A 22,965-nucleotide genomic window follows, 5' to 3' on the forward strand; every position below is an offset into this window, starting at 1 on the left:
CATTTGTGAGACACGAGAAAGCAAAAAAACTTACAGCCCGATGCCTTTGCTGAAAGAGAACCAGGCAAACTGCTGCAGGTGCGGCCCCGCGGCGCCCGCAGCCCGGGCCTCTATCGTGGTTTTGACTACCCCACTGAGCAGCAGCAGCACCCAGTCGGCCGAGAGGTGGGCGCTGATTTGGCCTTCCTGCTGCAGGCGGGTGACAACAGCGCGGCACCGGGCCTGCAAGGCGTCGTACTCGGCACAGTCGGCCGCCTGGCCGGGGGCGTGCTGGTGTTCGGGCCGGGTGTGCAGCTTGGTAAAGAAAGCGTACTTGGCCCCGCAGTCGATGCCCGCATAGAGAATGTGTTCGAGCTGAACCACAGGGTCGGAAGAGCTGGCCAAAGCCTGGGTTAGAGCAAGGCGGCAGCTGCGCTGCATGTCGCGGGCACAGCAGGCCAGCAATTCTTCCCGGCCGGCAAAGTAGCGGTGCAGCGTCCGGCGGGTAACGCCCGCCCGCTCGGCCACTTTTTCCAGGGGGGCCGAGTAATCCTCGTTAAAGACGAGAATAGCCGCTTCCACAATAGTTTGCTCCGTGCCAGATGTCATCGGGAGCAAATGTAAGGATCATGTCTCATATGTGAGACATGATCCGGAAATAAATACTGTATAAAGCTTGACCTATGTTGCTAATAAGTGCCCGAAACAGGTATTGGAAGAGGATTCTCCGTTGCTGCAGCAATGATTAAGCTGACTTCAAGAGGCCTCCCTGCGCTGACAGCGGCAGGGCGTCGCTAAGCGGGGCGTTCCGGCCCAGGGCAAGCATCCGGAGCACTGAATTGAACAGCTTATATCCCGTAGCCTTTGCCGGCTACGCTCTCCTGAGTTCCTCAATGCTGCTTGCGGATGCGGCTGAGGGTTTCGCGTGAGACTCCCAGGTAAGAAGCAATCATGTGCAGGGGGATGCGCTGGTAAAAATCGGGAAAGGCCTTCACGAACTCCTGGTAACGCTCTTCGGCCGTGTGGCTGATGGCCGTATAAAGCCGGTTGACCTGGGCCTCGAGGTGGCGGCCCGCCAACTGCTCCTCCAGGGCGCTGAAAGCCGGAACCTCTCTTTTCAGCTGTTCAAAGTCTTCTTTCGACCACAGCAGCACGTGCGTGTCTTCCAGCGCGTCGATGGCTCCTTTGGCCGGCAGTTCGTTGCGGAAGCTTTCGGCGTCCGTAATCCACCAGTTCTCCAGGGCAAAGCGCAGGATATGCTCCTGCGCCGCCTCGTCGGTGCGGTAGAGGCGCAAAGCACCGCTGACGACGAAGGCCATGTGGCGGCAAATTTCGCCCTGGCGCAGCAGGTATTCCCGGCGCTTCAGCTTTCTGCTTTTCGCCGCCGCTTCCAGCTGCTCCAGCTCGGCGGTGGTAAAAGCGGCTTTGGACGTCAGGTAGCTTCGGAACGGTTCAACCATAGGAATGCACGTCGTTTAATGGGGCAGGCGGCTAAGCCAGCAGCAAAGAAGCTACCCAGAGCCGGTAGCTCCCAATTCAACCCGGTAAACCTGCGGCGTCGGGCCGGTGTTTGGCGCCGCGCTTGGGGCAGGGACACGCTCGGCTTATCCGCCGAAGATACCGGGTGTCAGCCGCCGCCTGTGGCTCTCCCGGCGGCGGGCGGCAATGGCCCGGTTGCCCGGAATTTAGTGACAAATGTCCTCGTTCCACCCCCGCCGGCCGCCCCAACTTTGCCTTAACAAACAGCCCGCCCCCGATGAGGCGAGGGCGCTTAACCAAGCAAAGAACAGAACCATGAACAAGCTCAAGAACAAGGTAGCCGTAGTGACCGGGGCTTCCAAAGGCATAGGGGCCGCCATAGCAACGTATTTCGCCGCCGAAGGCGCCCGCGTGGTCATCAACTACGCCTCCGACAAAGACGGGGCCGGCCGCGTGGTGCAGGCTATTACTGCCGGCGGCGGCCAGGCCATTGCCGTTCAGTCCGACGTGTCGAGCGCAGCCGACGTGCGCCGGCTGTTTACCGAAACACAGGCCGCTTTCGGCACCCTGGATATCCTGGTCAACAACGCGGGCATTTACCAGTACGCCCCGATTGAGCAGGTGTCGGAAGCGTCGTTCCACCAGCAGTTCAATATCAACGTGCTGGGTTCTATACTCGCCATCCAGGGCGCGCTGCCCCTGTTCGGCGCGGGCGGCGGCAACATTCTCAACATCAGCTCCGAGGCTGGCCGAACCCCGCTGTCCACGGGGTCGGTGTATTCGGCTACCAAAGCGGCGCTGGATGCCCTGACTACGGCGCTGTCGAAGGAATTCAGCGGCCGCAACATCCGCATTAACTCGATCCTGCCGGGCATCGTGGACACAGAAGGGGCGCGCAGCGGCGGCTTTATCGGCAGCGAGGCAGAAACCCGGCTGGTGGCGACTACGCCCCTGGGCCGCACGGGCCAGCCCGAGGATATTGCGCGCGTGGCCGTGTTCCTGGCCTCGGACGAGGCCGCCTGGATTACCGGGGAGAAAATATCCGTCTCCGGCGGCATTTACGGATTGTAAAACACCCTCAGCATCAAACTATTCACTACCACCATGGAACAGACGAATGATAATGGCGCCCTGCAGGCGCCCCTTGGCTCGGGATTCACGGCGGCCTCCACGGCCCGCGAGGTAATAAAGGGAATAAGCCTGGCCGGCAAAGTGGCCATCGTCACGGGCGGCTACACCGGCATCGGGCTGGAAACCACCAAAACCCTGGCGGCCGCGGGGGCCACCGTCATCGTGCCCGCCCGCAGCCTGGACAAGGCCCGGGAAAATCTGGCCGGCGTAGCCCATGTGGAGCTGGCTGAGCTGGACTTGATGGAACCGGACTCCATCGATGCCTTTGCGGCCGCGTTTCTGGCTTCGGGGCGCCCGCTGCATCTGCTCATTCATAACGCCGGCATCATGTTCGTGCCGCTACGCCGCAACAGTAGGGGAATTGAGTCGCAGCTGGCTACCAACTACCTGGCGCCATTTCAGCTCACTGCCCGGCTATGGGACGCGCTCCGGCAAGCGCCGGGGGCCCGGGTCATCAATGTGTCCTCGCAGGGGCACCAGTTTGCGCCCTTCGACTTTGATGACCCGAATTTTGCGCACCGCGAATACGAAACGCTGCAGGCGTACGGCCACTCCAAAACCGCGCTCAACCTCTTTACGCTGGAGCTGGATAAGCGGGCCCGGGCGTTTGGCGTCCGGGCGTACGCGGTGCACCCCGGCAATATCTGGGGCACGGAGCTAACCCGGGAGGCGCCGCTGGAAATACTGCAGCAGTTTGGCTTCTACGATGCTCAGGGCCAGGTGGTGCCGGAAGTAATTGCCTCGCTGAAAACCATTCCGCAGGGTGCGGCTGCTACCATTTGGTGCGCGACGAGTCCGTTGTTAAACCACATCGGCGGCGTGTATTGCGAGGATGCGGATATTGCTTCCCTGGCGCTGGAGGCGGGAATGTCGGCCGTGGTAAAGCCCTATTCCGTTGATGCCGCTGCCGCCCACCGGCTGTGGGCACTAACCGAAGAGCTGACGGGCATCCCATTCAACGTAGCGGAATAACCGGCCGTCCTTGGCGTGAATGTGCGGGTCGATAGTGCCCGGCAGGATAGAAAGAGCTTTCCTTGGCCCGGACGGCGCATAGAGCCGGCAAGGGGTGCGCCAGGAAGCACGGCCCCGGTTTCCTGGCGCAACCCTTCGGCGACGGTGCGGGCGGCATTTCTAGTGGCCTGCTACACGGCCATAATTGGGCTGATGATGAGGCCGGCCGTGGAAAGCACCGCCGCTAAAGCAGGGGAGGAAGTCAACTGCCCGGCCTCATTGGGGAAGGCCTGGAGACGCACTGGAAAACGCAAGCTAAAAATATCGACCAAATCCCGGTCCCTGGTATTGCAGGGCAAACAAACAACTTGTTACTTTGCAGTACAAAGTTCTTTTTATCGGGCTGGCCCACGGTTATCCTCCCTCATAGTCCCCACAGGTATCCTTGCAGGGCCTGGTGATAAGATTAGGGCTGTGAGGGGGAATAGGGTCTAATCGGACTGGAGGCCTCCTGACTTGCTCCAAGATAGGCTTGCCCATTCCCTAGCTTGGCCCGGTGTTCTTGTGCAGCAGCTCACCGGCTTTTCACTTTTTATTTAGCTCTCATGGAATTACAGATTCGCCAGGTTTCCAAGAGCTACGCCAACGGCGTGCAGGCACTACAGAACATCAGCCTGAGCGTTCCGGCCGGTATGTACGGCTTGCTGGGCCCAAACGGGGCGGGCAAATCCACGCTCATGCGTATTCTGGCCACGCTGCAGGAGCCTGATGAAGGTAGTGTGCACTTGGGTTCTGTTGATGTACTGCGCCAGAAAAATGAGGTGCGCCAGACCCTGGGCTACCTGCCGCAGGAGTTTGGGGTGTATCCGAAAGCCCGTGCCGAGGACCTGCTCGACTACTTCGCCGTACTCAAAGGTATTACCAACCGGGCCCTGCGCCGCGAAACCACCGAGGCCCTGCTGCGGCAAACCAACCTCTGGGACGTGCGCCGGCAGCAGCTGGGCGGCTTTTCCGGGGGCATGAAGCAGCGCTTTGGCGTGGCCGTGGCGTTGCTGGGCAACCCCCGGCTGCTGATTGTGGACGAGCCCACGGCGGGCCTGGACCCGGCCGAGCGGGTGCGCTTTCTGAACCTCTTGAGCGAGCTGGGCGAGAACAGCGTGGTCATCCTCTCTACCCACATCGTGGCCGATGTGGCGGAGCTGTGCACCCACATGGCCATTATCCACCAAGGCCGGATTCTGCTCGAAGCTCAGCCGCTGGAAGCCGTGGCTGCCCTCAACGGCCGAATCTGGCGCCGGATGGTGGAAAAAAGCGAGCTGCCCCGGCTGGAGCAGGAGCACCGCGTTATCTCCACCAAACTGCTCAGCGGCCGCACTCTGGTGCACGTCTACAGTCCGGAAGCTCCCGGCCCCGGATTTGAGTTGGTGCAGGCCGATCTGGAAGACGTTTATTTCAGCACCATGGCCGGGCACTTCGGGCAGGCTGCGGCGCAACCCAGCCAGCCAGCGTAGCCATGAAGCTCGGCAAGATCTTTCGCTACGAGTTTCGCTATCAGCTAAGGCATGCTTCCACCTGGCTGTTTCTGGCCGTTCTGCTGCTGCTGCCCGTGGTGCTGACCAAAACCAGCACCCCCGCCGATGGCACCTACCACAACGCTCCGTCCTCCATTGCCTTTTTCACGGTAGGCGCCGGGGTGCTCTGGCTGCTGATGGCCGGGGCTATCAGCGGCGACGCGGCGGCGCGCGACGTGCAGACGCGCATGCACCCGCTCCTGTACACGGCCCCCGTCAGCAAGGCCAGCTACCTGGGCGGCCGGTTTCTGGCAGCCCTGGCGCTCAATTCCCTGCTGCTGCTGGCAGTGCAGGTGGGGCTGCTGATTGGTTTTCATACACCGGGAAGCCGGGAAGGCGTGCTGCTGGGTCCGTTTCGGCCGGATGCCTACCTCACGGCCTACGCCTTTCTGAGCTTGCCCCTGGCCCTGGCGGGCACGGCCGTGCAGTTTACGGTGGCAGCCCTCACGCGCCGGCCCATCACCAGCTACCTCGGCAGCGTTTTGCTGTTCATCACCTCCCATTTCATCGTGATGATCATGGCCCATTTCGTGGGCTGGTGGGGCCTGACCAAGCTGCTGGACCTGGCGGGCTTCGGCAGCGTGCTCAGCAGTGAGCTGGAAACCTGGACCCCGGCGGAGCAGAACACCCGCCTGTTCGTGCCGACCGGCCTGCTGCTCTGGAACCGCCTGATCTGGCTGGGCGTAGCCCTGGGTTTGCTGGCTTTCACGTACTTCCGGTTTCAAGTTGGACACCCTGTCAGCAGCCCGGCCCGCCGCTTCTGGCGCCGGCCCAAGCCCCAGCCTCCATCCCAACCGGTGGCAGCGGTCCGCAGCCCGGCTACGTTGGTGTCGGAGCCGAGCTCCTTCGACTTCGCTACGCATAGGCACCAAGCGCTGGTCGTAGCGTGGTCGTCTTTTGGGACGCTGGCCCGGAGCCGCGTCGGGCTCACGCTCGTCACCCTTATAGCGCTGGGCGCAGCATTGCTGGGGTCGGAGTTTATGCAGCAGAACACCATTCCGCTGTTGCCCACCACCCAGCAAGTCGTCGATTTTCTGACTACGCCCCTGGGCGACGTCAAAACGCCCTGGATTATCATGCCGCTGCTGCTCATGTACTTTGCCGGGGAGCTGGTGTGGCGGGAGCGGGAAGCGGGCCTGAGCGAAATTGTCGACGCGGCCCCAGTACCGGAGTGGGCTCTTTTCACGGGGAAGTTTTTGGGGCTCGGGCTGCTGGTGGTGGTGTGGATGGGCATCCTGCTGCTAGGCGGCCTGCTGCTGCAAACCATCCTCGGGTATCACCGCTTCGAAATCGGGCTCTATGTGCAGGCGCTTTTCGGGCTGCAGTTGGTAGAGTACCTGCTCTTTGCTCTGCTGGCCCTGGCGGTGCACGCGCTGGTAAACCAGAAATACGTGGGGCATCTGGTGCTGCTGCTCGCGTTGGGCTTTATGGGCTTTGCCTCCCGGCTCGGTATTCCCCACCATCTGCTGGTATTTGGGGCCGCGCCCGAGTGGTCGTACACCGATATCCGGGGCTATGGCGCCTCGCTCGGACCCTGGCTGTGGTTTAAGGCCTACTGGGCTGCCTGGGCACTGCTGCTGGCGGTGGCGGCTACCTTGTTCTGGCCCCGGGGCAAGCAGCCAAGCTTGAACTTACGGGCCGCGCTGGCGCGCCGGCGCTTCACCCGCTCCACGGCCGTAGCGGCCGCAGTAGCCGCCGGTATGGTGCTGATTCTGGGCGGGTTTATTTTCTACAATACCAACGTCCTAAACCGCTACACTACCGCTGCCGACCGCACCCGGCAGCGCGCCGAGTACGAGCGGCGCTACGCCCGGTACGCCCGCATGCCGCAGCCGGCCCTGACCAGCACCCGGCTGCAGGTGGCGCTGTATCCCAGGCAGCAGGCCGTGACCATACGGGGCACGTACCAGCTGGTAAACCGCAGCGCCGGGCCGCTCGATTCCATTCACCTGGCGCCCGCTCAAGGCGTAGAAACCAGCGTTGTATCCTTTGGCCGCCCGGCCACCCAGGTGCTGGCGGATAAGGAGCTGAACCACCTCATTTACAAGCTGAGCCGGCCCCTGCAGCCCGGCGACTCCCTGCAGCTCACCTTCCGGGTGCAGGCCCGGCCGCGGGGCTTCCGCCACGACGGCGTCAATGCCCTGGTAGAGCCTAGTGGCACTTACCTGATGTACCAGGATGCGCTGCCCGGCATCGGCTACCAGACGATGCGTGAGCTGCGCGACGCCGGCCCGCGCCGACAGTACGGCCTGCGCCCGCGCCCCGACATACCCTCGCTCTACGATGTGGCCGCCCGCCAGAAGTCGACGCGCGGCGACTGGATGCGGTTTGAAGCCGTGGTGGGCACGGACCCCGACCAGGTGGCCGTGGCACCGGGGAGGCTGCGCCGGACCTGGACCGCTCAGGGGCGCCGCTACTTTCACTACGTGACGGATGCGCCGATTCAGAACCAGGCGGCGTTTTTCTCCGCGCCCTACGCCGTGCGCCAAACCCGTTGGACGTACCCGGCGGCCGGTCAAGCGGTTTCCATCAGCCTGTACTACTTCCCGGGGCACGCGGCCAACGTTGACCGGACGCTACGCAGTATCCGAGCCTCCCTTGACTATTACACCGCGCAGTTTGGCCGCTACCCCTACGGGCACCTAACGGTGGTGGAGCGGGCCGGCAACGAGGGCGAGCTGAATGCGGAGGCCAGCACCATCGACTACGGCGAGCAGTTTGCCCTGATGCGCCCCGATGACGGCCCCCGCGGGTTTGATTTGCCCTACTACGTGCTGGCCCACGAAATGGCGCACCAGTTCGGGGGCGCCTATGCCTCCGTGGAAGGCGTGCAGGTGATGTCTGAAGGCTTGGCGGTGTACTCCGGCATGCAGGTGCTGGAAAACGCCTACGGCTACGGGCACCTGCGTCGCTACCTGAGCTTTCTGCGCCAGTCTTACGAAGTGCCCCGCTCCCGCGCCATGGCCCCGCTGCTACGCTCCGACAATGCGTTTCTGGGCTACCGTAAGGGTCCGCTCGCGCTGTACGCCTTGGGCAGGTACATCGGCCAAGACAAGGTGAATGTGGCCATCCGGCAAATGATTGCCCGGCACGAGGCGGAAGCGGCCCCGCTAGCTACTACCCTCGACCTGTACCGGGAGCTACGGGCTGCCACGCCCGATTCGCTGCACTGCCTGCTGCGCGACCTGTTTGAAACCAACACCTACTGGAAATTGAAAACCGAGCAGGCCACCACGCGGCAGACCGCCGCCGGCACCTGGCAGGTGACGCTGCAGGTGCAGGCCCGCAAGGTAGTGGTCGACAGCACCGGCACCGAGCAGCAGCGGCCAATGAACGACTGGGTGGAAGTGGGCGTCATTGCGCCCCGCGGCAAAGGTGAAGACTACGGGCAGCCACTCTACCGGCAGCAGCACCGCATCCGCTCCGGCCGGCAGATTATCCGGGTAACCGTGCCCCGCAAACCTGCCCGCGCCGGCATCGACCCTTACCTTTTGCTCATCGATTTAAGTTTGGATGATAATGTCACCGCAGTCAAGCTTGAGCAGTGAGGCCAGATAAGCAGGGGCGGCTATGCGGCCAAAGGCCTTGCTTCAATCACGTCATTGCGCTAATGCAAACCCCTGATTTATTTGCCGGCGGGCTTGGGCTTGAACACCAGCCGAAATGCCTGAAGTGCGGCAGGGTGATAGATAGTGGCGTGCGTCTCCTGCACCATCGGCTGATAATACCAGACGAGTCGGCCTTTGGGGGCGCCGCGCAGCACGGATGCCAAGCGGCGGGACTCAGGTATTTTTTCATTGTCGCGGCTCGAGGCTATGTACAGCGTTTTGGCCGGACCGGTATAGGTGCGCAGCAGGTTCTCCGCCTGGCCTGCTAACTGGCCTTTGTTCCACCACACACTCGGGTCGAAGGCCAAATAGGTGTCAAACAGCGCGGGTTCCAGCAGCAGGGTTTCCACCACAAACAAGCCGGCCAGCGACTCACCCACCAAGGCCGACTCGGCACTGGTGCGGTAGCGTTGGCGAATAAGGGGCATCAGCTCCGTGCGCAAAAATGTGCGGTAAGCCGCCGAGCCCCCGACCTTGGGCGCAATCTTCTGGTCTTCCGGATCGGTAGTGGGACCGGTGAGGTCACGTCGGCGCTGGGTATTTTCGATGCCAACCAGGATAAAAGGACGCATGGTGCCGTTGCCGTTCAGCACTTGCACGAGCCCGGCCACGTGCAGAAAGTCTTCGCCCATCCCCCCCATCGGGCATATACAGAACCGGCAGCCCGGCAGCAGCGGCCGAGTCGGTGTAGGCGGGCGGCAGGTACACGTTGATGCGGCGGGTTTCCCCCAGCGCAGCCGAGGCCATTGTGAAGGTTTGCCCCATCACCAGGGGCATGGGGCGGTCCTGGGCGCTGGCCGGCAAGCAGGCAACCAGGCAAACCAGGAGCAGAACCGGCAAAAGCAGCGTAGAAGCTTTCAATTTCAGGCGGAAAGAAGGAACAGAGGAATTACTGCCGGCCGCGAAAGGAGGCCAGGTTAGCGCGGTAGTCGCGGGGCCATTTGAGGGTTTCACCGTTGAAATAGGTTTCCAGTTCGACGATGTGGTTCAGGCCCACGATGCAGAAGCGGGTGATACGCCTGAAATCCGGCAGCGACCAGTAGGCCGAGGTTTGCAGGCAGCCCGGCAGGGTAAAGCTGCTCCAGAACGCGGCCCCAGTCCCCCAAATACCCACGGGCGAAACGGAATACCGGTAATCTGAAACACAGATTGCAAAATGTTCATCACGCTGAATGTATGCTATACCCAACGGCTGCTGACCGGTAGTAGGCAAACGCGGCCCGCAGCTCACACCGCAATTATTGTTACAGGTACGACAGCCACCAATACGTGTGGCGGCGCTTATACGCCCCGTACCAGCGGCAGGGCCAATACAACACCAGCACCACCAGCACCCACACTCCGTAGGCCCGCCACAGGCTGGGCTGGTAGGCAGCGGGCCATTGGTTGACGGCGGCAAAGGAGAAATTGACCGGCTGGCCAAAAGCCAGTCGGGTCCAGCCCAGGGCTGCGCCGCTGACCAGCGCTAGGTGACCAATGAAGTAGAAGAGAGGTACCTGCCCGAAGGTGCGAACCCACCGGGCCGGCCGGCTCGTCGCCTGCTCCGTTACGCTCAGCAGCAGCAGTGCCACGCCCAGAGTAAGGCATACAAACAGCAGGGAAGGCGGGTATTTCGTTACATTCAGAAAGGATAGGACGCTGTAGCCCACACCCCGTGGCTGAGCACTCCAGGGCGCAGGGTCGCCGTACCAGTTGGTGGCCCGCAAGACCCCAAACAGCCCCAGCGCCAACACGCCCAATTGGCGCAGGCGCCGATTACGCACGGGCAGCGGTAGCGCAAACCAGGGCCCAAGCACGTAGCCAGCCAGCAGCACGCCCAGCCACGGACCCACCGAATACGCAACCAGTAGTGGGGGCAGCCCCCCAACAGGCAGCACAAAGGGCGGGTTGTGGAGCAGCGCCCAGCCCGCGTTGGCCGCCGTAATGGGTTGGATAACCGGCAGGGCATCGTGCCCGGCCATGATGACCACCGCCAGCACGGCCAGCACGGCGCGCGGCAGCCAAAGCAGAGCAGCTAGCAGTACCATGCTCCCGCCAATGGCCCAGATGACCTCCAGCAGTACCAAATTATACTGCCACTGCAGCACAAAGCTGATAAGCACCACTTCCACCAGGATCAGCCACAGCCCGCGCGAAAGCAGAAAACGGCTTGTGTAAGCTCGTGAGCTATGTTTTTGGGCTGAGAGCCAGATACTCACGCCCGAGAGGAATACGAAGGTGGGGGCGCAGAAGTGCGTCACCCAACGCGTGAGAAACAGTGCGGCGGAGGCATGCGCCACATCCTCTGCCCGCACGGCCATAGGCGACCAGAACTCGCGAATGTGGTCGAGGGCCATGATGACCATGACTATACCCCGAACCACGTCGATGGCTTGTACCCGCGCTTGGGCCGGCTCCTTGGCGGCTGCGGCCGGTTCGCCCGCAGTAGGCGCCGTTGGGGCAGGGAGAAAGGTAGGCTGCGGCACTGCCATGAATATAGCGGGGTTTCGTTCAGGTGCGAAGTAATTGGTCAGTTGCCACGGCGCAAGCCAAAACTTCCCCAATCGATGCTTTCTTTATCCCACCTACGCTTTTTGTTGTTCCAAAAGCTTTCGTCAACACGAGTCCCGGGTGAGGATAATGTATGTACGTGCGCTGGCAGAGGGATATGAACCGCCTCTGCCAGCGCGTGTAATAGGTTGGCTAAGGCCCCGTACTGCCTGGACCAAAGGCACCTGCTTTCGGCGGAAGAAGCAACACGTTGGTACACGTTATAGGGAGTGAAGGGCTAGAGCTGACGCAGGATGGTTTCGTCGGTAATCTTGTCATCGTCCATGAGCAGCAGGGCTTTGCTCAGGATAATGGACAGCACGGCGTCGCCTTCGAAGGGCAGAAAAACATCCGTCGTGCCCAGGGTCTTGCCCGAGCGGTCCGGCACAATGCACAGGTACTGGTCGTTGGGCGCCATAAGGATGTTGCCCGAGCCCAGGTGGATTTTGTAGACGTGCCGGTGCCCTTTCACTTCCAGGAAGTTACCCTTGATTTCGCTTACTTTTCCAATTTTGAGTCGGGGCACCAGCCGTTCCAGGGCCAGCTTACGGGTTTTGGCTACCTCGCTCAAATCCCCGAACGAGTAGCTTTCCCAGTACGTGCGGAACTGAGCCAGGCCGCCGTTGTCGCGCCACTGCGGGTCATTGCCCACTGAGGCTACGCCCACAAACAGGTCTACGTCGCGCATCACTTCCGAAAAAGCCAGGGGCGAAACATCAGGCAAGGGCACCGGCTCGTTCTCCCGGGTGAAGCGCACCTGGTCGGTGCTCACGTAGTTGTAAATGCCCGTGTCGTTCCACTCCCCGTCGGCGTACACCTCGCTTACCCAGAACTCAGCCGTGAGGTTGTGGGCGGGCAGGGGCAGGCGGGCCGTTTCGGAGTCGTAGCCTTTATCGTAGGCGCCCAGCAGGCTATAGCGCCAGCCGCGCAGCTTGGCGAGGCTATTGAACTGGTGCTGCTTGAGAAGGTGGGCCGCCATGCGGTTGGAGTAGGTGAGGGTGCGCTCCTCGGGGGGCGTAAGCAGGTACACTTCCCGGAAGGCCTGCTTGAGCGGCTGCCGCACCTGCCGGCCCTCCAGCAGGCGCCGCCAGGCCAGCACCTCATCGGTATGAGCCAGCACGGGATGCCAGAGCTGCAGGTAGGTGTCGGCGGTAGGAGCGGGCACGGGCTGGCCTTGCGCGTCCTGCCAGGCGTCTGCCTGGAAAATAGCATCCTGGCTTGAGCCATCGGGGCGGTGCAGGCGCCAGATAAGCGGGTGGGCCAGCAGACTGAGCAGCCCATGCCGGAAATAGTACTGCTCAAACCAGGGCCAGGGAATACGGCGCTCCTCCACAAAGCTGCGGTCGAGCCGGTCGCGCTGGGTGGTGTAGGTTTGCTGGGCCTGGGTCTGAGCCGCTTTCAGCTCCTTTAGCTCGTCGGCATGGGTGGCTTTGAGGGCAGTTGGAGCGCTTTTCAGGGCTTTATCGGCCTTGTGCCACTGCACGTCCGCCTTGCCGTCGCGGAGGGTGAGCGTGGCGGTATAGTCGGCAAACTCTTCGGAAAGCCGGCCGTTTTCCAACCCAAAGTCCGGCACGGCCATGTCCTCAATCTCGGCCGGACTCACGCCCAGCTTCACCGACTCCTGCTCGATATAGCGGGCAATGAGCTCCTGGGTGTTGGTCTGGCGTATTTTGGAGCGCACCCGTGCCAAAGCCGCCACGCCGGGCAGGCCGTTCTGCGACAAGGCCAGCAGGCAGGCATTGCCCAACCCGGCGGCCAGCGGTCCTTTGCCCGGAATCTTGCGGAAGCACTTCGCCGTCAAAACCGTCAGCTGCTCTATAATACCCGCATCGGCCAGGGGCTGCAGCGCCCAGACGAGGCCCTTGGCGACGGTGGCGTTGGCCTCGGTGAGGAAGTCCCAGGAGGAGTAGTGGTAGTCCCGCCCGTTGTCGTACGTAACGACGTGCTGCTTTTCCGTCACCGGCGTGTCGGTCAGCAGCTTCAGCCAGGAGCGGCCCTGTTCGCGTACCTCGTCGGGGCCAACGGCGGCAACGGCCGCATCCATTTCCTGGCGCAGCTTGGCGGTGGGCTGGGCGCCCGTGGCTTTTGGCCAGCGCTGCAGCAAGCTCAGCCAGGCGCCGGTGCGCGGGTCGGCGCGGTCCAGGCCCGTCACGAACTGGGTGAGGCTGCGGCCCAGCGGGTCGCCATCGGCAAATACGACCACCGGCAAATTATCGTCGCCGGCGGCCTGGCCCAGCATTTCCTGGGTTTTGAGGTGTACTTTCAGCTGGTCGCCGGTTTGCCCGGCCGTGAACTCGCGCAGCTGACGCAGAAAAGCCAGCATATCCTCTCCCAGGGGCCCGCGCTTGGCTAGCTTGGCCACTTGGTTTAGCGTCAGCAGCACCGGGAAAGGGTAGAAGTTCAGGGTCAGTTTGTCTGGATTTGCGAAATCGAGCCCGTAGCTGGCAAACAGCCGCAGGTAATCCGCCTCACTCAGGCTGAGAGTAGTGCGCATAAGGGCCGTCATCACCTCCGCCATCCCCCCACTGGACGCGGTAGCTGTCTTCCCGGCCCACGCGGTTGATGGCCGCCGCCAGGGCCAGTACCAAGCGGCTCTGATAGGCGGTGTCCTGGCTTCGGATGGCCTGATACGCGGGTAAATCATTGAGCTTGGTGTAGAAGTCTTTTTCCAGGACCTGAGGCAGCAGAGCCAGCAGCACGGGCTTCATTTCAACGGCTTCGGCACTGGCGTCCTCCAGAATGGCGGGGTTGAACTCTTCTTTTCTTGTCGAAGGCATAAGGCAACTGCAATTAAAGACTGGGATACAAATCAGCACGTTGGCAGGCTCAACCCCCAACCAGCGGCGTGAGCTTTATAAAACTGGCCGTAGCTCCCGCGCCCAGCCAAACCTGCTCGTCCAGGCTCTCGGCTTGGCGCTCATTCACCAGCACAAAAAAGCGGTTCTGCTGGAAGGCTTCGAGGGCGCGGTACACCTGCTGCTCGGCATCGATGAGCTGGTGGGGGCGCAGGCGGAACCCATTGAGCGTGCGCTCCGATTCGGTGGGCTGCACCAGCCCCTGGAAAGTGCCGCTCTGCTGCGCATTGTAGGCCGTTACCTCATCGTGCACGCGCTGGGTTATCAGCTCGCGCACGGTGAGGGTTTCCTGGGTTATTTCCAGCTCCAGGCGGCGCAGTATGCTGCCACTGGCGGTTTCATCGAGGATGGTGAGTATGGGCATAGGTAAGTAAGCAAGAAGGTTTTTGCCGAAAGAATGACTGAATGGCGGTGCCAGCAGCTCGGCCGGCGTCAGAAGGCATTGGGAAAGGCAATGGCACCAAAGCTGCGGCAAGCCAACTATGCCTGCTGGTGCCCAACATGAAGGCTTACGGCGCTGCCTTTCTCCTGCAGCAAGGCCCCGGCCGCCTTTTTCAGGCTACTCACCCGCTGCCACTCGCGCAGGCGTTCCTGTACGCTTTCCGGTACCAGGCGGCGCACCCGGCTCAGGGCATCGGCGTAGGCATCAAGCACCTTGGCCGTGTTGCGCAGAGGAACCGCGGGCAGCAGCGGTAGCAGAGCCTCCAGGATCTGGCGCAGGGCATCGTCGGTGCGCCGGCTGATGGCGCGGGCCTGCCCCAGCCCTTCAGCCAGGCGGGCCAGGGGCGCACGGCCCGCAGCCAGCAAACGGCCCAGGGCTCGGCCCAGGTCGGCGGGTACCAGGCGCCCCGTATCAGTGGCGCTTAGCAGCACTTCCAAGCCCATGGCGCGCACCACCGGCGCCTGGTGAAGCAGTCCGGCCGCCAGCAAGGAACTGGTGCCAGTTGCATGCGGTGGCCCTATTCCCAGCAGGCCCTTCAAAGCCAGCTGAACGGCGTCGCGGGCCTCGGAGCCGGCCTCATCCGTGCGGCAGCAGGTGCGCAGCACGTGCCAGTGCAGGGGCTCAGGGTTGTTGGGCAGCAAAGCCAGGGAGCTGGAAATGCTAAAGCGCAGCACGTACCCCGACTGCTCGACGCGCTGCGTTAAACCAGCGTAGGCCGTGTAAGGGAACAAGGGTGGGGCCGGGCGGGAAGCCGGGGTATCGGGCACCAGCAATTCCACGTGCTTGTCGGTTACGGTAGGCTGGCCCTTTTCCCATTTGCGCACGTAGGTCAGGGTAATTTCTGCCAGCGTCCAGCCCGGCTCCCAGGGCAGGGCCAGGCCGGGCAGCTTGCCGAGAGCTGCCAGGGCCGGCAGCTCGGCCGTGGGGTAGCGGGTACGCGCGGCTACAGCCCACAGCCAGGGCAGCGCCTCCGTCAGGTCCAGGGGCAGGATTTGCTCGGGCTGAGATTTTATGGGGATAAGCTTGCCGAGCTTTTCCCGGGCCCGCTCCAGAAGGCTCGGGTCCGCCGCCGAATCAGCCTCTGGCCAGGAGGGCAGCTTGGTGGCGTGAGGCGGAGCAGGGGCGGGCACCGGCACTGGCACGGGGCCGAGGGGTGTGGTAGTACGGGTGGAGTTAGCGCCGTAGTTCTTTACCTGCTCCGTCTGAGGGTCCGCGCCGGCAGATAGGGTTTCGGGCGTAGCGGCCACAGCGGGAGCTTCTTCCTCGCAGGAGGCCAGCAGCCAGTTGAGCAGCTCCCGCAGGTCGGCGGCGTGCAGCTCGGGCAGGCGGGCCCGGGCCTGCTGGGCATCAGCCGGGTTCGACCAGGCGCACCGGGCCAGGGCCACGGCCAGGTCGGCCGCATCGGGTGTTTCATTGGCTTCTTGGTAAGTCAGTAGCTTGTCTACCAGAATGCTGGGCGCCACCCAGTGTGGGGCATGCGTGGCGGTACTCAGCAAGGGCAGCGGCACTGCCCCGGGGCGCAGGCGGCCTTCGGCGGCCGCCAGGCGGCGCTGTTCCAACTGCAGCAGCGGGTCGGCGGCGTGGTAGTGGCTTTTGCGCAGGTCAAGGCGCGCGACGTGCGGGTTCTCAAAGCCGGTAGCCAGGCCAACTACCAGCGCCGCCAGCAAATCGTAAGGGCCCGGCCGCCCGGTGGTGTGGTAGGTTTGCAGCAAAGCCTCCTGCTCGGCCGGAGTTCTTTCCTGCCCATGCCAGCTCAGCACCTGCTTTTGGTAGGGGCGCAGCTGGGTAGCATGGTCGGCCGGCAGGTGGGGGCGCAGGCGCAGCAGGCCATCCACCCAGCGGTCCACAGCTGTGGGGTCGTCGGCCGCCAGTACCGGGCCGGTCAGAAACAGCAGCTCGTGCCAATCGGCCACCGGGGCCAGGGCCGTATCAGGCGTCAGCTCCGGGACGAAGCCGGCCTGGGGTGAGTAGTCAGCGGCGGGTGCGGCGGCGTCCTGTTCCTGGGCCGCGGAAGCCGTCAGCCAGGGGGCCAGGCGGGTGCGGGCGGCGGGAGAGAGCAGGTCGGCGTAAGCAGATAGGGTAGTCGTGGTTTCCTGGATTTCCGCGGGGGAGAGCAGGGGAGTTTTGGCCGTCAGTACGGCGGCCAGTACGCGGGCGGCGCGGTCCTGCACGCCGGCATCGGCGTGGGGCAGGGCGGCAGCAGCCAGGCGGGTAAGGGCAGGAGCCTGCGCGGGCTGGCTTTTAAGAAGCTTCTCGAAAGAGGTTAGCAGGGTCTTTAGGCCGGTTTTCAGGTCCTGCCGGCTCATCAGGCCGTCGGCGTACTGCAGCAGCGGGCCCAGGTCGAAGCCGGGGTTCTCCCACAAGCCTTTCAGCTGCTCAATAGCAAAGTTCACAACCACCGGCAGCGGGTGGGCCAGCAGCTCTACCAGCTCGTTTTGCCGGGCCAGCCGCTCTTCCAGGGTTGGCTTCAGCCCGGCAAACAACTCCTTGAACCAGCCCAGCAGCGGCCTTTTGAAGTCGCGCCGCAAAGCCAGCAGGCTGCGCGTAAGCAACTCGCTGCGGTCCAGGTCGCCAGTCGTGGCCAGGGCGACCAGCAAGGCTATCCACCCAATCGAAATACCATTGGGGTAGGAGCCGATGTAAGTGCTGTCGTAATTGACGTTGGTTTCGTAGTCGAACAGGAGCCACACGTCCCGGCCGAGCAGCTCGGGGTCGGCCCGCAAGTCAGTTAGGATAACCTCTTCTACCTGCTGCTGGGTGCGCTTGCGCTTGTCTTCGCGGTCGTAGCGCGAAAGGCGGTTGCCCAACAGCTGGGCGAAGGTAGGCGGGTCGAAGGCAATGAGGCCTTCCCGCTCCAGAGCCCGCAGCTCAGCGTAGTCGGGGGCCTGCCACAGGTTGGTACGGGTCATGCGGGCCAGCAGGTCGCCCAGCCAGTCGGGCCGGAAGTGGCGCAGCACCTGCCAGTGCAGGTCGTAGTGCTGGCGGTTGTCGTGGCTGTTGCGCAGGCTCCAGGGCAGCTCAAAGCTGCGGGCCAGGGCCTCCTTGCGCGTAAAGGTGGCCAGCCCGGTGAGGGCCAGCATGGCCTGCTGCTCGGTAGTGAGCAGGCGCTGGTACTCTATCCTGCCCTTTTTGCCTTCCACCTGGCGGTACTCTTCCAGGCGTTTTTTGAGCTGCTGGGTAGGGCGGCGCAGCGCTATAGCGTCTTTTTTATCGATGCTCAGCAGGAAGGGCACCAGCTCCCGGGCAGTCTGGTGCAGTATGATGTCCTCAAAAGTTTCGGCAACGGTCGGCATGCAAAGGCAGGGATATAGAAGTAAGTGATAAAAGCAGCTAAGGCCAGGCACAGCAAGCCTGCCTACCCAAACCGCAGCTGCGCCGCCAGAATGTGCTTGCACGGCCCCCGCTGGCCCTGGTTGTCGGTAAACCACGTGCAGGTGCACCGGGCCGGTTCGGTGCCGCTCAGCACCACGGTGTGCCACACGCCCGTACCCCGCACGCGCACCTCCGTGCGCCCCTGCGGCCCCACGCCCACCAGCTGCACGTCGTCGGCATTATCGAGCAGGGCGCGGGCATTTTTCAGGCGTGGGTTCAGCTTCAGGATGCGCTCTGTTTTGAACGGCAGGCGCCGGTAGAAATACTGGTTGTCGCGCAGGTCGAAGCCCAGCAGGCCCAGGGCCGAGAGGTGGGCGCACAGCCGCGCCACGGTGGCCGGGCTCAGGTCGTGGGTCAGCCCAAAAAGGGTGGGGTTGAGGGTTTCGTTGCTTTGAAACAGGTTGTTGGCCCCGGTCAGCCATTCGGCCGGCAGCTCCTCCGCCAGGGTTTCCAACTGAGCGCCTTCCCCCGAAAAGCCCCGGTTCACCTCCGCCGACAACGCTAGTAGAAACTCGTGGCCGCTGCCTAGCGTGAGCACCACGGCGCTGGCTTGCCCATCGGGGGTGGCGTAGAGGCGCACTGTTTCGCTGAGCGGCAGCAGGCCATCGAGCAGACGCAGGCGGTGGGCCCCACCAATGCGCACCCCGCCCGGCCCGGCTACCGGCGAAAAAGCCGGCCGGCCCCCGCGCACCACGAGGAAAGTGTCGGTGCGGGCTGCGCCGGCCGGCAGGGTTTGCAGCAGCTGGGCCGCCTGCACCCGGGTAAGCGTCAGCCGCTCTTCCATACGGGCAAGGTAGTCCTGGGCCGCTGTAAGGCCCTTGAGCCAGCGCTCCGGCAGCGTCACCTTGCGCTCGGTGACGTGGCCGGCCGCGCGCTCCAGCGTAACTTCCTGCTGGCCCACGCTCAGCCGCACCGGCTCCGTCCGGCTGATGCGGCTCAGAGCGTTTACCATGGGCTCATTGAAGTCGACGTTGGTGGTGCCGCTGTGCACAAACTCGCCATCGAGAGCGGCCGGCCCCAGGTCCAGCCGGGCATACACTCCATTGCAGGAGGAGAAGGCCTCGAAGCGCAGCTGACCTGCCCCGGCCGTCACGATAGGGTCGCGCAGGGCGGCGCTCTGGGGCACAAAGCGCGAAGCCACTACTTTGGCCAGCGTAGTGAGGCCCCGGGCCGCCAGCCAGGGGTCACGCAGCTGGCCCCGGAAAAAGCAGGCTGCTCCGCTGGCAGGCGCATTCTCGGCGTACGCGGCCAGCAGCAGCGTGTCGCCTTCGGCCTGGCGGGTGAGGGAGGAAGCCTGGGCGTAGGCATAAGCAAAGTCAGTCATAGCAAGGTGCGGCAGAGGTAGTGAGAGGTTTAAGTTGATCCGATTGACGGGCAATGGCCAGCCATATTGCTTACTCCAAATATACATTTATAGTTGCCAATTATTGCTAATAAATTTAGTAATAGTGAATATGCTAAAGAGTTTGGTTTAAAGCCTCATTAGCTACAGAATCCGGAACAAAAAGTAAGCTTAAAACCCGCATTCAGGTCCTATAGTAGTGGTCCAGCGTGCAGGCTTGCCGGTATGTATTCGCCTGCTGAAAGCACGCTGCCGCTTTGCGTTTGCTGGAAAAAATAGCTTGTTCTTTGCAGCAAGCTCGCTGGCCCTGGGTAGAGTTAACAGGTGCTTAATTGGCTGTTAGTTAGCAGGTTGAATTTAGCTCGCGTATCCGGGCGAAACCCAACAACCCTCAACAGCTTTGCAGCTGGAAGGAAATCTGGGTTGGGTCGTCGAAGTCAGCAAAAAAGTAGAGCAGGCCGGAGTCGCCCCAGGAAAATTCGTTGGTGCTGTCGAACTGCAGCCAGAACTCGCCGGTGGGGGAAGCACTTTGCAGCCACTGTGCATAGCCGCCCACCCAGGAGCCCAGGTCCGGTTCGCCGGCCAGGGCCGTTACGGCCTCATTATAGGCTTTGCGCCAGTCGTCGGGGCGCAGCTGCCGGCAGAGCGCTTCGGTGGACGGGCTGATCATATCCAGCTCATCGTCATCGGGCAGGGAAGGTACGGCCTGCGTGCACAGGTAACTGAAGGCAATGGGAGGCAGCGCAGCCGGGCGCGGCAGCTGCAGCATCTGCTCGGGCCGGGCGCGAGGGTAGAGCTTTATGCGGTAGTCGTGCGGCTCGCTGTCATCGTAGGGCAGCTCACCGCTGTAGTAGTTGTGGTAGAACTGCACCACCTGCGCCTCAAAGGGCCAGGGCATAGTGCCATCGGGGTTTATCAGCTGAAAAATCAGCTCCAGGGGCTGGCCGGTTTCGGGGTTTACCGGCCAGGTTTCGCCCAACTCAAAGTACGGGTCGCCGCCGATGTGTGAGAGCAGCTGCGAGGCCGTGGGGCGCTCGGCCGGCTCTATTAGTAATTGCTGCTTGGTTTGAAGCAGCCCCTGCAACTTGGCGTGCAGCTGGGTGCTCAGCCCGGAGGTAACGTCCATGTAAGGGTTCTGTTAAGTCCTGAATGAATAGGGTAACGGCGACTGGTTCATACGGAATGAGGCCTCGGCCAGGCCGTAAGCCCTTTCTAATATCGTCCGCAGCGCGGCTTGCCGCGGCAGCGTAAGTTGAGGAAAAGCCGGCCGACGGCCGGCCAGCTTGCCCGGCTACGGGGCGTTTAAATTAGCTGGCAAAAAAACGGTAGGCTCAGCAGCCTTTTCTGCTGGTATCTTGTCTGGGCGGAGCCACCCCTGCGTGGCTTTCTCTTTCCTGCCCTCATGCCGGTTCCTGCTGACTTAGAAGACCTGCTACTGCGCTGCCGACGACGCGAACCGGCGGCGCAGCGGGCCCTGTATGCCCGCTACGCCGGCCAGATGCTGGGCGTAGCGCGCCGCTACACGCGCACGGTGCCCGAGGCCGAAGACATTCTGCAGGACGCCTTCGTGAAGGTGTTTACTTACCTCGATGATTTCCGGGCCCAGGGCAGCCTGGAGGGCTGGATCCGGCGCATCGTAGTTACTACCGCCATCACCTACTGGCAAAGCGGCAAAATGCGCCGGCAACAGGTCGTGCTGGATGAGGTAGTAGAGCCTATTGCCCCTGATGCCGATGTGCTTGACCGCCTGACTGTGGCCGAAGTCCTGAAGTTAGTGGAACAGCTGCCCGACGGCTGCCGGCTGGTGCTCATGCTCTACGCCGTGGATGGCTACACGCACGGCGAAATCAGTGAGCTGCTGGGCATCCAGGAAAGTACTTCTAAAGCGCAGCTCAGCCGGGCCCGCAAACAACTCAACGTGCTGCACCAGCGGCAAGCCAACTTTATCCGCCATGACTGACCTGCCCGACGAAGACCGTCTTGACGAGTCGCTGCGCCATACCTTCAACGACTTTCACTTGCCGCCTGACGACCAGGTGTGGGCCGGTATCGAGCAGCGGATTGCCGGCTTGCCGCCACCTCCCACGCCCGCCCGGCGCCCGTTGCCGTTGCCGTTGCTGCTGGCCGCGCTGGTCGGGCTGCTGCTTGGCTGGCTGCTGCCCCGACCCGCTACAAACCTGGAACCTGAAGTTGCCAAGGCCCCGGCCCGCGCCGCCGGGCGTGCTATTCCAGCTCCCCGACCTGCGCCGGCCGCCCCGAACCTTTTGCCCGAAGTCGGCAAGCAATGGACTTACGCTCGTTCCGCCCCAACTGGAAGTCAGCAGCACCCGGTGCTTTCCGTGGCGTGGCGCAAAAATGCGTTTGCCCGTGCAAATTCAGCTCAGCAACTGATAAAAGGCCGTGCCATAGCCTCAAAGCTGCTGGCTGTTCCCGCCGTGCCGGACTCGGGCAGGGTGCCAACAACTGATACGCAACGGATATTGGCAGCACTGCCAGAGGTTGCTGCGGAGCGTGTCAGCCCCAGTGATTCGGTGCCCGGCACAGTGCGCACGCTCGTCGCGTTGGAGCGGCGGGTGCTGGTGCAGCTGGGCGACTCCGTGTACGCCAGCCGCGCCACACTGCTGGCTACGCTGCGCGCCGAGCAAACCGAGCTCATACGGCTGCGGCACCACACCGACAGCCTGCTGCTGGCGCTGAGCGGTTTGGCCAACCCAAGCCAGCCGGCGGCAGCCACTCTGCCTTCCCCGGATACCGCGCAGCGCCAGCGGCCAGCGCGCCGGTGGAGCGTAAGCCTGACGGCTACGCCGGAACAGAACTACCTGCGGCTCCAAACGGCGCCGTCCGACACTCTGCTGCAGGAGCGCCGCAACCACGAAAGCGGCCGCAAGGGTCTTAATGCCGCGCTTCTGGCTGAGTACCAGCTAACCAACCGCTGGAGCATAGCCAGTGGTCTGGGCTACAACACCTACGGGGCGGAGCTGCGCCTCTCCAGCCACCGCACCGACGTGTCCATCGTCTACGACACTACGGTGACGCACCAGGTGAGCGTCTCTACCAGCACCAATACCGTGTACTCGGTGCGCGAAGACTCCATTCCGCAGCTTACCCCAGTGCTCAACCAAAGCGGACAGCTCATCGGCTATGATACCGTGTACTTTATGCGGCCCGATACGGTGTACACCACCATCGTGCAGCACGACAGCATCCGCACTACCCAGCAAACCATTACGCCCCTGATCAATAAGCGGGAAATAACCACCTACAAAAAGCTGCGGCCCACTTACCACTTCGTGACGCTGCCCTTGATCCTGCGCTACCGCCTTACTCCCGGCAACGGCCGCTGGTGGGCCGACATAGCCGGGGGCACCCAGCTGCAGCTATTTACCGGGGGCACCCAGCTGGTGACTGAAGACGGGCGCACCTACCGCACGGAGCGTGTGCGGCCCCGCGAAAGTCTATTCCGAACCCTGAATGTGTCGTTGCTCGGAAGCCTGGCCATGAACTATGCCCTTACCCCGCGCTTCAGCGTGAGCGTGGCCCCCAGCCTGCGGTGGCAGGTGCTGTCGGTGTACAAGCCCGAAACGGGCCTCCGGCAGCAGCCCACCGCCACGGGGCTGCAGCTGGGCATGCGGTGGAAACTTTAACGGATTTATTTTTTCGGTGGTCAGCAGCCTTTCCAGAATGGGGCTGGTCTGGCGAGTTGAAA

The 22,965-nt window shown here is 63.0% G+C and carries 17 protein-coding genes; 6 read left to right on the forward strand and 11 right to left on the reverse strand.

All coding sequences use genetic code 11. From position 1 onward, the window contains the following. Positions 1 to 30: 30 nt before the first annotated feature. Together LRS06_RS19995 and LRS06_RS20000 are read right to left on the reverse strand one after the other, a co-directional pair. A complete protein-coding gene (locus LRS06_RS19995) occupies positions 31 to 588 on the reverse strand; it encodes a TetR/AcrR family transcriptional regulator (protein ID WP_257873131.1) in 558 nt (185 codons plus the stop codon). Between the two features lie 281 nt (positions 589 to 869). Further along, positions 870 to 1,439 (reverse strand): Crp/Fnr family transcriptional regulator, encoded by a 570-nt coding sequence (locus tag LRS06_RS20000; protein WP_257873132.1) that lies wholly within the window; start codon positions 1,437 to 1,439, stop codon positions 870 to 872. A gap of 334 nt (positions 1,440 to 1,773) precedes the next feature. On the opposite strand from LRS06_RS20000, the gene LRS06_RS20005 reads away from it, so the two are divergent. From LRS06_RS20005 to LRS06_RS20020, 4 genes are all read left to right on the forward strand, one after another. Beyond that, positions 1,774 to 2,529, forward strand: coding sequence for an SDR family NAD(P)-dependent oxidoreductase (locus tag LRS06_RS20005; RefSeq protein WP_257873133.1), 756 nt, complete (start codon positions 1,774 to 1,776; stop codon positions 2,527 to 2,529). 33 nt (positions 2,530 to 2,562) lie between these two features. Next, entirely contained in the window at positions 2,563 to 3,561 is a 999-nt protein-coding gene (locus tag LRS06_RS20010; protein ID WP_257873134.1) for an SDR family NAD(P)-dependent oxidoreductase, read from the forward strand. Positions 3,562 to 4,145: 584 nt separating this feature from the next. Continuing rightward, positions 4,146 to 5,051, forward strand: a complete 906-nt coding sequence (locus tag LRS06_RS20015) for an ABC transporter ATP-binding protein (protein ID WP_257873135.1) — start codon at positions 4,146 to 4,148, stop codon at positions 5,049 to 5,051. 2 nt (positions 5,052 to 5,053) lie between these two features. Next, positions 5,054 to 8,659 carry an ABC transporter permease gene (locus tag LRS06_RS20020; RefSeq protein ID WP_257873136.1) on the forward strand — a complete coding sequence of 1,202 codons (3,606 nt, stop codon included), beginning with the start codon at positions 5,054 to 5,056 and terminating at the stop codon, positions 8,657 to 8,659. A gap of 77 nt (positions 8,660 to 8,736) precedes the next feature. Here the strand turns inward: LRS06_RS20020 and LRS06_RS20025 are convergent, their stop codons facing one another. The 9 genes from LRS06_RS20025 to LRS06_RS20065 all read right to left on the reverse strand — a co-directional run bounded on the left by LRS06_RS20025 (position 8,737) and on the right by LRS06_RS20065 (position 20,385). Beyond that, on the reverse strand, positions 8,737 to 9,351 hold the full coding sequence (locus tag LRS06_RS20025; RefSeq protein ID WP_257873137.1) for an alpha/beta hydrolase: 615 nt from the start codon (positions 9,349 to 9,351) through the stop codon (positions 8,737 to 8,739). A gap of 257 nt (positions 9,352 to 9,608) precedes the next feature. After that, positions 9,609 to 9,833: a hypothetical protein gene (locus tag LRS06_RS20030; protein ID WP_257873138.1), complete on the reverse strand. Its 225-nt coding sequence runs from the start codon at positions 9,831 to 9,833 to the stop codon at positions 9,609 to 9,611. A gap of 130 nt (positions 9,834 to 9,963) precedes the next feature. After that, positions 9,964 to 11,190, reverse strand: coding sequence for a DUF1624 domain-containing protein (locus LRS06_RS20035; protein WP_257873139.1), 1,227 nt, complete (start codon positions 11,188 to 11,190; stop codon positions 9,964 to 9,966). A gap of 296 nt (positions 11,191 to 11,486) precedes the next feature. Further along, complete coding sequence (locus LRS06_RS20040) at positions 11,487 to 13,742, reverse strand: DUF4132 domain-containing protein (protein WP_257873140.1); 2,256 nt, start codon at positions 13,740 to 13,742, stop codon at positions 11,487 to 11,489. Then, complete coding sequence (locus LRS06_RS20045) at positions 13,717 to 14,025, reverse strand: hypothetical protein (RefSeq protein WP_257873141.1); 309 nt, start codon at positions 14,023 to 14,025, stop codon at positions 13,717 to 13,719. Before LRS06_RS20045 ends, LRS06_RS20040 begins: the two co-directional genes overlap by 26 nt. A gap of 49 nt (positions 14,026 to 14,074) precedes the next feature. Continuing rightward, the gene (locus LRS06_RS20050) at positions 14,075 to 14,467 is read right to left on the reverse strand and encodes a hypothetical protein (protein WP_257873142.1); all 393 of its coding nucleotides are present in this window, start codon (positions 14,465 to 14,467) and stop codon (positions 14,075 to 14,077) included. A 116-nt stretch (positions 14,468 to 14,583) separates the two neighbouring features. Then, positions 14,584 to 17,838, reverse strand: a complete 3,255-nt coding sequence (locus tag LRS06_RS20055; protein ID WP_257873143.1) for a DUF6493 family protein — start codon at positions 17,836 to 17,838, stop codon at positions 14,584 to 14,586. A 62-nt stretch (positions 17,839 to 17,900) separates the two neighbouring features. Further along, the gene (locus tag LRS06_RS20060; RefSeq protein WP_257873144.1) at positions 17,901 to 19,241 is read right to left on the reverse strand and encodes an SWIM zinc finger family protein; all 1,341 of its coding nucleotides are present in this window, start codon (positions 19,239 to 19,241) and stop codon (positions 17,901 to 17,903) included. A 409-nt stretch (positions 19,242 to 19,650) separates the two neighbouring features. After that, complete coding sequence (locus LRS06_RS20065; protein WP_257873145.1) at positions 19,651 to 20,385, reverse strand: YwqG family protein; 735 nt, start codon at positions 20,383 to 20,385, stop codon at positions 19,651 to 19,653. A gap of 276 nt (positions 20,386 to 20,661) precedes the next feature. On the opposite strand from LRS06_RS20065, the gene LRS06_RS20070 reads away from it, so the two are divergent. Both LRS06_RS20070 and LRS06_RS20075 read left to right on the forward strand, forming a co-directional pair. Beyond that, the gene (locus LRS06_RS20070) at positions 20,662 to 21,219 is read left to right on the forward strand and encodes an RNA polymerase sigma factor (RefSeq protein WP_257873146.1); all 558 of its coding nucleotides are present in this window, start codon (positions 20,662 to 20,664) and stop codon (positions 21,217 to 21,219) included. Then, on the forward strand, positions 21,212 to 22,903 hold the full coding sequence (locus LRS06_RS20075) for a PorT family protein (RefSeq protein WP_257873147.1): 1,692 nt from the start codon (positions 21,212 to 21,214) through the stop codon (positions 22,901 to 22,903). The genes LRS06_RS20070 and LRS06_RS20075 overlap by 8 nt, the downstream gene beginning before the upstream one ends. The last annotated feature ends 62 nt before the right edge of the window (positions 22,904 to 22,965 follow it).

It is taken from the genome of Hymenobacter sp. J193, from assembly GCF_024700075.1.
Taxonomy (GTDB): Bacteria; Bacteroidota; Bacteroidia; order Cytophagales; family Hymenobacteraceae; genus Hymenobacter.